General features: G+C 50.2%; 7 protein-coding genes. All 7 read left to right on the forward strand.

What is annotated here, in order from left to right:
* The coding region (locus WC592_08895; protein ID MFA4982562.1) for a glycosyltransferase family 4 protein at positions 1-559 on the forward strand (559 nt) is incomplete at its 5' end.
* Positions 549-1331, forward strand: a complete 783-nt coding sequence (locus WC592_08900; GenBank protein MFA4982563.1) for a polysaccharide deacetylase family protein — start codon at positions 549-551, stop codon at positions 1329-1331. The genes WC592_08895 and WC592_08900, both read left to right, overlap by 11 nt.
* 135 nt (positions 1332-1466) lie before the next feature.
* Positions 1467-2498 (forward strand): lipopolysaccharide heptosyltransferase II, encoded by a 1032-nt coding sequence (gene waaF / locus WC592_08905; protein MFA4982564.1) that lies wholly within the window; start codon positions 1467-1469, stop codon positions 2496-2498.
* Complete coding sequence (locus tag WC592_08910) at positions 2495-3472, forward strand: glycosyltransferase family 9 protein (GenBank protein ID MFA4982565.1); 978 nt, start codon at positions 2495-2497, stop codon at positions 3470-3472. Before waaF (WC592_08905) ends, WC592_08910 begins: the two co-directional genes overlap by 4 nt.
* Entirely contained in the window at positions 3465-4529 is a 1065-nt protein-coding gene (gene waaF, locus WC592_08915; GenBank protein ID MFA4982566.1) for a lipopolysaccharide heptosyltransferase II, read from the forward strand. Before WC592_08910 ends, waaF (WC592_08915) begins: the two co-directional genes overlap by 8 nt.
* Before the next feature lie 541 nt (positions 4530-5070).
* Complete coding sequence (locus WC592_08920) at positions 5071-5256, forward strand: hypothetical protein (GenBank protein ID MFA4982567.1); 186 nt, start codon at positions 5071-5073, stop codon at positions 5254-5256.
* Between the two features lie 105 nt (positions 5257-5361).
* Complete coding sequence (ychF, locus tag WC592_08925; protein MFA4982568.1) at positions 5362-6435, forward strand: redox-regulated ATPase YchF; 1074 nt, start codon at positions 5362-5364, stop codon at positions 6433-6435.
* The last annotated feature ends 181 nt before the right edge of the window (positions 6436-6616 follow it).

The following is a 6616-nucleotide window of genomic DNA, read 5'->3' on the forward strand; positions in this document are numbered from 1 at the left end:
ACGACCGGGACCTGTGGTCGGATCGATAGGACGCCTGTCGCCGGTCAAGGGGCAGAGGTTCCTCATCGAGGCCATGCGCGGGATAGTCTCGGAAATAGGCGATGCGCAGGCGCTCATAGTCGGCAATGGGCCGGATGAAAAATCATTAAAAGAACTTGCCCGGTCGCTCGGGCTGCAGGATTCCATTTGTTTTACGGATGCGGGACTCGATACGCACAAGTACCTGTCGGCTATGGATATTTTTGTTTTCCCTTCGGTAAAAGAGGGGTTGGGTATAGCCTTACTGGAGGCCCTTGCTTCGGGCAGAGGGTGTGTAGCTTCCGGGGTCGGCGGCATTGCGAACATCATCAAAGACGGATCTAGCGGCATCCTCGTTCCGGTCGGAGACGCGGATGCCATATCCAGGTCGGTTTTAAGGCTCCTCAAAGACGCGGGACTGCGCAATAGCATGGGCAAGAGGGGCAGGGAGCTTGTGAGGGAGCGATTTTTACTTGATGATATGGCCGGAAATATAATAGAGTTATATAAAGAGGTCTTGGAAGGCAGATATGGCAAATAAGAAGAGGATGCTGGCGGCGATTGTAATAATCATCATCGCGCTATCGGTCTCGCTCCAGGTATTTTTAAATAAGGCGTATAGGGTCCCGATATTGATGTACCATTCAGTCGACTATGCCATCGATAAAGAAAATAGGATGTTCGTTTCTCCCGAGGCTTTTGACAGGCAGATGAAATTCCTGCGCTCCCGCAATTACAATGTCGTGACTCTTGAAGAAGCGGTAGAGTATTTGGCGGAGAATAAGACCCCGCCGCCGAGGACAGTTGCCATAACGATGGACGACGGATTCGCGGACAATTACAAATATGCCTACCCGGTATTAAAACGATATAAAATACCGGCTACTATGTTCGTTGTAGCGGGTTTTGCCGGAAGGGAAGACAGGCTTAGCTGGCCGGAGATCAAGGAGATGTCCGATTCCGGAGTGATAGATATCGAGAGCCATACCATGCTGCACCCCTTTCTCACGGGTATAGACGATAACGCCCTTAAGAACGAGCTCGAGGATTCGAAACGCATTCTGGAAGAGAAACTGGGCAAGAAAGTCAAGTTCATATGTTATCCGATGGGCGTTTATGATGAGCGCGTCAAGTCAGCGGCGAAGAAGGCCGGATATGAGGCGGGCTTTGCGACGAAACCGACAGAATTTACTCATGAGGCCGATATCTTCGCGATAAAAAGGATACGGATATCGTCCACAGCGGATAACCTATTTGTCTTCTGGATAAAGGTTTCAGGATATCACGAATTTTTTAAAGTGATGCGTAAGTGACCAAAAGATGATAACGGGGTTTATATACATTCGCGGCAAAAACACAATGCTAGTTACAGAACGGTCATGCACTAGCCGCTCAGTATTGCCCCGAGTAAGGCACCGGCCTATCGGCCGAGAATAACTACAGGGCTTATGAAAAAAAAGATACTGATCGTTAATGTCAACTGGATAGGCGATATCCTCTTTTCCACGCCGTTCATAAGGGCAGTCAGGGAGGCTTATCCCGACAGCCATATCGCGTGCCTTCTGCATCCGAGATGCCGCGAGATGCTCGAATCGAATACGCGTCTTGACGAGATAATCATCTATGACGAGGAGGGCGTCCATAAAAGTTTAATGGGGAAGCTGAAGTTGATACTGTCCCTAAGGAAGAGACATTTTGACGCGGCTTTTATACTGCACAGGTCTTTCACTAAGGCCCTTATAACGGCGCTTGCCGGTATCAAGGAACGTATAGGCTATCCTACGAAGAACAGGTCGTTTCTGCTGACAACGGCGGTTGAAGAGCCGCTGGAGGAAACGCACAAGGTAGAGTATTTCCTGAATATCGCCAGGGCGGAGGGCATCGACGCTCGTGATACTTCCTACGAGTTCTACATAACGGCGCCCGACAGGGATTTTGTGAAGAGATTCCTGCGGGATATCGGCGTGTCGGATAAAGACAGGCTGGCGGCTATCTGCCCCGGCGGAAACTGGGACCCGAAGAGATGGCCTAAGGAGAATTTCGCGCGCCTTGCCGACACTATGGCCGAGCGCTTTGGCGTTAAAGTAGTCATATGCGGAGCCGCCAAGGACGTCGCCCTTGCCGAAGAGATAAAGAAGATGATGAAGGATTCGCCTATAATAGCCTGCGGCAGGACGAGCCTGGGACAGCTTGCCGCACTGTTCGAGAGGATGGACATTGTGGTGGCGAACGATACCGGACCCATGCATCTAGCTGTCGCCGCAAAGGCTAAAGTCATCGCGCTTTTTGGACCTACGTCGTCTCATATAACGGGTCCGTACGGCAAAGGCTCATATGTAACGATATCGCGCAACGAGAGATGCGAGATCCCGTGCTACGATTTTACATGTAAAGATAATAGTTGTATGGCGGCTATTACGGTGGAGGATGTATTGAGTGAAGCGGAGAAGATGCTGGCCATCGATGGTGCGCGCCCATGACAATAGATAAAACCCGGATCAAACGCATACTGGTCATCACTTTAAGCAATGTCGGGGATATAATACTGACGACGCCGGTCATACGCGCGCTCGCCAAAGAATTTCCGGGGGCAAGGATAGATGTCATGGTGGGGCCGCAGGGTAAAGAGATATTTGAAAAGGATCCTGCGGTATTCAAACTTATAATATACGACAAACGCATGCCGCTTGCCGGAAAGAGAAGGCTCCAGCTTAAATTAAAGAGCCTTAAATACGATCTTGTGGCAGACCTCAAGAATACCATCTTCCCGCTTCTGATATCGCCGAAATTCCACACCTCCGCTATGCAGAAGTTCCCTAAGTCGCTGGCGCATAGCAGGTCCAGGCATATGCATCGCCTTAAGCCGCTAGGAATAGAAAATGCGCTCGAGCAGTCGTATATTTATATTCCCCGTGAAGACGAAGAGTATGTGAACCGGCTATTGAGTGAGGAGGGCATAACAGGCCCGATAATAGTAATCAGTCCGGGGGCTAAGAGCCATCTGAAACGATGGACGGCGGAAGGTTTCGCAAAACTTGCGGACCGCTTGATCAGGGAATGTAAGGTAAATATAATATTCATAGGGGCAGAGAATGATAAGGAAGTGGTCGCCGGTATAATGAAAAAGATGAAAGGGCGTTCATGCGATTTCGCGGGAAAGACCAATATAAGGCAGCTTGGCAGCCTCCTGAAGCGGTCCGACCTTTTGATCACAAACGACAGCGCGCCTCTGCACCTGGGATGCGCCGTAGGGACGAAGGTCCTCGCCATTTTCGGGCCCACCGATCCGCGTAAATACGGTCCGACAGGGGAATTCGATGTCGCCATACAAAAGAAGCTCTCCTGCTCGCCCTGCGAAAGCGCCGTATGTAAATATAATTACGAATGCATGAAGTCGGTCTCACCCGATGAGGTTTTTGAGGCGGCAAGGATGATGTTGGAGGGGTATGAATAAAATTCGAAATTCGAAATTCGAAATTCGAAATTATAGGAAGATCCTTATTGTCAGGCTCGACAGGATAGGCGATGTCATCCTGTCCACTCCCGTCATAAAGGCCCTTCGCGACGCGTATCCTGACAGCCGCATAGCTTTTATGGCCTCGCCGCACGCGCGCGAAATACTGGAAGGCAATCCTTATCTTGACGAAGTGATAATATATGACAAGCTCGGAAAACAGAAAGGACTTATCGGGAATTTGAAATTCATAGCAAAGCTCCGGCGTAAGAAGTTCGATATAGCCATAGCGTTGCACCCTACCGCGCGTACGCATCAGGTCATTTCCATGGCCGGGATCCCCGAAAGGATCGGTTACGACAAGAAACTCGGATTCCTGCTTACTAAGAGGATGCCCCATACAAAACAGTTCGGATTGAAGCATGAGATAGAATATGCTCTCGATATGCTGCGATATATAGGCGTGGAACCGAAGGAGCGGGCTTTGTATATGCCTCTATCGCCGGAATGCGCGGAGAGGGTGCGTTCGATGCTCGATAAATACGGCGTTAAGGATGCGGACAAGATAGCTGTCATCAACCCGAGCGCGAGCTGTCCGTCTAAAAGATGGAGCGCAGAGAGGTTCGCGAAGGTGGCGGATGAGTTGATCGAGAAGCGGGGGATGAAGGTTATAATGATATCGTCGAAGGCAGACGCTATATACGCCGGCAGGACCGCCTCGTTCATGAACAAGCCATGTATCAACCTGTTGGGGAAGACGTCCATCGGGGACCTCGCCGGTATATTGTCGCGCGCGCGGATACTGATATCAAACGACTCGGGGCCTGTCCATATCGCATGCGCCGTCGGTACGCCCGCAGTAGTGATATTCGGCAGGAAGGACAGGGGGCTTTCCCCGAAGCGCTGGGGGCCCGTCGGAAAAGACGATGTGGTGATCCATAAGGATGCAGGCTGCGAAGTATGCCGCGCTCATAATTGCGCCATGGGCTTCAAGTGCCTCGCGGCGGTGACCGCCGACGATGTGTTGGGAGCGGTTGACAAGATATTGAATAAATAAAATTTTTCGCCTGGCCCTTGCGCCGATGGCCGAACCGGCCAGTGGGCCTCGCCTAATTTTGATATCAAGTGTATTTTGGCTTAATTCAATTAGTTTAGCTATCTTGTTCTTATGGTAACTATGGCGCTTAAGTAGTTTGGGATTAATGAGACGGTATCAAAATTTACGGCTCAACCCACATGGCCGGTTTGCCATCGTCGCCATAATAGGGCGAAGAAATTTTAGCTGGGAAGCAGGTTGGAGGACGGACAGGTGAGCGAAAAGCGAACCTGGCCGGCCAAAGCAAGCGTTGTTGGGAAATTTTATGGGTGACGCGAGGCCTAGCCTTTATGCGCGCACAAGCGAAGCGTGGGATGGGGGTGCCGCCGCTTAGGATTGCTTTTTATCAAGGCTATACTGCTTAAGACTTAAAAAAACGTATGCAATCCTGGCGGCATACAGATACGCACCTGTTAAAGCGTCGCTTGTAAACCCCACGCGGAGCGCGGAGCACATAAAGGCGACCTCGCGGCAGGACCCATAAAATTTATTGGACGTGTAGATGGACGAAGTGAAAGGAAGAGCGAATATTTTCAGTGCTCACATAACGAGGCTTAGGTTTAAGCTGAACGTGTTAAAAATTACTGAGGAAGCGATGATCAAAAAAATAGCCAGAGTGATCCTGTGGATGCTGCTCGTTTTTATCGTGATAGCGGCGTTCATGGAGCTTGCGAAAGGGATGAGATAAGATGAACCCTGCACCTTCCTATATTATTTATGCGAATAGTATTTTATTAACCGGTTCTTTAAGATTAAACAGAAAAATCGATATCAAAGAGAAAGAAGGTGCAGGGTGAAGATAGGCATAATAGGGTTGCCGCAGGTCGGCAAGAAGACGCTCTTTGAGATACTCACAACTCACAAGCCCACGGAGAACGAGGTCGCGTCGAACAAGCCGATAAAGGGCGTCGCACAGATACGCGACGGCCGTTTTGACAAGCTCGTCTCCATCTATAAGCCTAAAAAAGAGGTCAGGGCAAGGATAGACGTCGAGACGCTTCCGAAGATAGAGAAGGATTCGATCTCCAAAGGCGATATATTTACGGACATAAACGAGCTCGACGCCATCTGCCACGTCGTAAGGGCGTTCCAGGATGAGTCGATCTATCATGTGAGCGGTTCAGTCGACCCGAAACGCGACATAGACGCCATCAACTCTGAGCTGCTTCTGCATGACCTGATATTCGTAGAGAAGCGGCTCGAGCGGCTGGAGAAGACGATAAAGCAGACTAAGGAAGAGGCAGCGATAAAAGAGAGCGAGATGCTCGTTAGGCTGAAAGAGCATCTCGATAAAGAGCTGCCCCTGAGGCTGCTCGAGTTCTCGCAGGACGATGAGAAAGCGACGTCGAGCTATCCTTTTATAACGCGTAAAGAGATGATAATAGTCCTGAATGTCTCCGAGGCAGACCTGAAAGATAATTCCCTTGTCGAGAAATTAAAGGGTGTATATAAAGCGCTCAAGATAGAGATAATGCAGGTCTCGGCAAAGACCGAGAAAGAGATCGCCGAGCTGGAGACCGAGGCGGAAAGGAAAGAGTTTCTGTCGGCGCTCGGCGTCGAAGAGCCGGCGATCAATGTCCTCACTCGGTCCCTTATCAGGGCGCTCGACCTGATATCGTTCTTTACCGTCGGGCAGGATGAAGTCAGGCAGTGGACGGTGAGAGCGCGCTCGACCGCGCCCGAAGCCGCGGGAGCGATACATTCGGACCTCCAGAAAGGCTTCATCAGGGCCGAGGTCATCAAATACGCCGAACTCATGACCGCCGGAAGCGAAGATAAATTAAAAGCGGAAGGCAAACTCTATCTCAAGGGAAAAGATTACATCGTCGAGGATGGCGATATAATTAACATTAGATTTAACGTATAGGGCGGAGTAAAATTTTTCGCTGGCAGCAGTCCGGCGTGGAACTTGCGGGCAGTTGCCTCAGCTTCGTCGCAAATTTACATTAGGCATCACTCGTGTCCAAATTATGATTGAAAAAGCCCAACCGAATCCTTATGATGGTGATAGAACAGAACCGTCACCAACTACCGATTCTCGTCGGTAT

The organism is Candidatus Omnitrophota bacterium, assembly GCA_041648975.1.
Classification (GTDB): domain Bacteria; phylum Omnitrophota; class Gorgyraeia; order 2-01-FULL-45-10; family 2-01-FULL-45-10; genus JAQUSE01.